This window comes from Kitasatospora sp. NPDC056327 (genome assembly GCF_042261735.1).
Classification (GTDB): domain Bacteria; phylum Actinomycetota; class Actinomycetes; order Streptomycetales; family Streptomycetaceae; genus Kitasatospora.
This window is the reverse complement of sequence record NZ_JBHJRC010000283.1, coordinates 1-2,998: the sequence shown is the minus strand read 5'-3', so window position 1 is coordinate 2,998 and position 2,998 is coordinate 1. Positions and strand designations below refer to the sequence as shown.

2 protein-coding genes are annotated in these 2,998 nt (G+C 71.2%); both read left to right on the top strand.

Going from position 1 to position 2,998, the window contains the following annotated elements; all coding sequences use genetic code 11:
* The first annotated feature begins 230 nt into the window (after positions 1-230).
* Positions 231-1,424, top strand: a complete 1,194-nt coding sequence (locus ACFCX4_RS29640; protein WP_376148973.1) for an argininosuccinate synthase — start codon at positions 231-233, stop codon at positions 1,422-1,424.
* Between the two features lie 93 nt (positions 1,425-1,517).
* The gene (gene argH / locus ACFCX4_RS29635; protein ID WP_376148970.1) at positions 1,518-2,951 is read left to right on the top strand and encodes an argininosuccinate lyase; all 1,434 of its coding nucleotides are present in this window, start codon (positions 1,518-1,520) and stop codon (positions 2,949-2,951) included.
* Positions 2,952-2,998 lie beyond the last annotated feature (47 nt).

The following is a 2,998-nucleotide window of genomic DNA, read 5'->3' as shown; positions in this document are numbered from 1 at the left end:
ACCTATATATACACTATTTCCTGCGGCGCCCGCGTATGTTGTTTATATGCCACCGGGCGATGGCGCTGTTGGCGCCGCCGCGTCGTCCCCCCCCCGGGGGCCCGGTTCCGCCCGGGCCCACGGGCGTCTTCGGACCCCGCCGCCCCGCCGGGTTTTGAGTTTCATACGGAGTAGTGCATACTTATGCCTATCGCCGTAAGCCTGTTCGCACAGTTGTGAAGGAGAAAGCCGTGACCGAGCGCGTCGTACTCGCCTACTCGGGCGGTCTGGACACGTCCGTCTGCATCGGCTGGATCGCCGAGGAGACGGGCGCCGAGGTCATCGCCGTCGCCGTCGACGTCGGCCAGGGCGGCGAGGACCTGGACGTCATCCGCCGGCGGGCGCTCGACTGCGGCGCCGTCGAGGCCGAGGTCGCGGACGCCCGCGACGAGTTCGCCGACGAGTACTGCCTGCCGGCCCTCAAGGCCAACGCCCTCTACCAGGGCGAGTACCCCCTGGTGTCCGCGCTCTCCCGGCCGGTCATCGTCAAGCACCTGGTCGCCGCCGCGCAGAAGCACGGCGCCACCACCGTCGCCCACGGCTGCACCGGCAAGGGCAACGACCAGGTCCGCTTCGAGGTCGGTATCAACTCCCTCGCCCCGGGCCTCAAGTGCATCGCCCCGGTCCGCGACTACGCGATGACCCGCGACAAGGCCATCGCCTTCGCCGAGGCCAAGGGCCTGCCGATCGCCACCACCAAGAAGTCCCCCTACTCGATCGACCAGAACGTCTTCGGGCGGGCCGTCGAGACCGGCTTCCTGGAGGACATCTGGAACGCCCCGATCGAGGACGTCTACGAGTACACCCAGGACCCGGCCGTCCAGCGCGACGCCGACGAGGTGGTCATCACCTTCGACGCCGGCGTCCCGGTCGCGATCGACGGCCGCAAGGTCACCGTCCTGCAGGCCATCGAGGAGCTCAACAAGCGGGCCGGCGCCCAGGGCGTGGGCCGCCTCGACATGGTCGAGGACCGGCTCGTCGGCATCAAGTCCCGGGAGATCTACGAGGCCCCCGGCGCGATCGCGCTGATCACCGCCCACCAGGCGCTGGAGAACGTCACCGTCGAGCGCGAACTCGCCCGCTACAAGCGGCAGGTCGAGCAGCGCTGGGCCGAGCTCGTCTACGACGGCCTCTGGTTCTCCCCGCTCAAGCGCGCCCTCGACGGCTTCGTGAACGAGGCCAACCAGCACGTCTCCGGCGACATCCGGATGGTCCTGCACGGCGGCCGGGCCGTCGTCAACGGCCGCAAGTCCGACCAGTCGCTGTACGACTTCAACCTCGCCACCTACGACACCGGCGACACCTTCGACCAGTCGATGTCCAAGGGCTTCATCGAGATCTTCGGCCTCTCCTCGAAGATCGCCGCCCGCCGCGACCTGGGCTGAGCCCGCCCGGCCCCGGCCGCGCCCCGTTCCCGCGGGGCCGGCCGGGACCCCCCTCCCGATCCCCCCTTCCCGTACGTCAGCAAGGAGCCAGCGATGTCCGCCGACCAGACCGCCACCGGTGGCGACGTCCGCCTCTGGGGCGCCCGCTTCGCCGACGGCCCGTCCGAGGCGCTCGCCCGGCTCTCCGCCTCGGTCCACTTCGACTGGCGCCTCGCCCCGTACGACATCGCCGGCTCCAAGGCCCACGCCCGCGTCCTGCACGGGGCCGGCCTGCTGACCGGCGACGAACTCGCCGCCATGCACGACGGACTCGACCGGCTCCTCGCCGACGTCGAGGCCGGCACCTTCACCGGCACCGTCGCCGACGAGGACGTCCACACCGCCCTCGAACGAGGCCTGCTGGAGCGCCTGGGCCCCGACCTCGGCGGCAAGCTGCGGGCCGGCCGCTCCCGCAACGACCAGATCGCCACCCTCTTCCGGATGTACCTGCGGGACCACGCGAAGACCATCGGCGCCCTGCTGCTCGACCTCCAGCACGCCCTGGTCGGCCTCGCGGAGGCCCACCCGGACACCGCGATGCCGGGCCGCACCCACCTCCAGCACGCCCAGCCCGTGCTCTTCGCCCACCACGTCCTCGCGCACGTGCAGGCCCTCGGCCGCGACGCCGAGCGGCTGCGCCAGTGGGACGCCCGCACCGCCGTCTCCCCCTACGGCTCCGGGGCCCTGGCCGGCTCCTCGCTCGGCCTCGACCCGCAGGCCGTCGCCGCCGACCTCGGCTTCGAGGGCGGCTCCGTCGGCAACTCCATCGACGGCACCGCCTCGCGGGACTTCGTCGCCGAGTTCGCCTTCGTCACCGCGATGATCGGCATCAACCTCTCCCGGATCGCGGAGGAGGTGATCATCTGGAACACCAAGGAGTTCGGCTTCATCACGCTGCACGACGCCTTCTCCACCGGCTCCTCGATCATGCCGCAGAAGAAGAACCCCGACATCGCCGAACTCGCCCGCGGCAAGTCCGGCCGGCTCATCGGCAACCTCACTGGCCTGCTCGCCACCCTCAAGGCCCTCCCGCTCGCGTACAACCGCGACCTCCAGGAGGACAAGGAGCCGGTCTTCGACTCCTGCGACACCCTTGAGGTGCTGCTGCCCGCCTTCACCGGCATGATGGCCACCCTCACCGTCCACCGCGAGCGCCTGGAGGAACTCGCCCCGGCCGGCTTCTCCCTCGCCACCGACATCGCCGAATGGCTCGTCAAGCAGGGCGTGCCGTTCCGCGTCGCCCACGAGGTCGCCGGCGCCTGCGTCAAGGAGTGCGAGGCCCACGGCATCGAACTCGCCGACCTGACGGACGAGCAGTTCGCCGCCATCTCCCGGCACCTCACCCCCGAGGTGCGCACGGTGCTCAGCGTCCATGGCGCGATCGCCTCCCGCAACGGCCGCGGCGGCACCGCCCCCGAGGCCGTCGCCGTTCAGCTCGGCGAGGTCAAGGCCGACCTGGCCGCCCAGCAGGAGTGGGTCACCGGCTGACGGCCGGACCCCCGCACGGAGGAGGGGCGCGGCGGACGAACCGCCGC

Coding starts and splice junctions, on each gene's coding strand:
- argH (WP_376148970.1), top strand. CDS start 1,518: ATGTCCGCCGACCAGACCGCCACCGGTGGCGACGTCCGCCTCTGGGGC.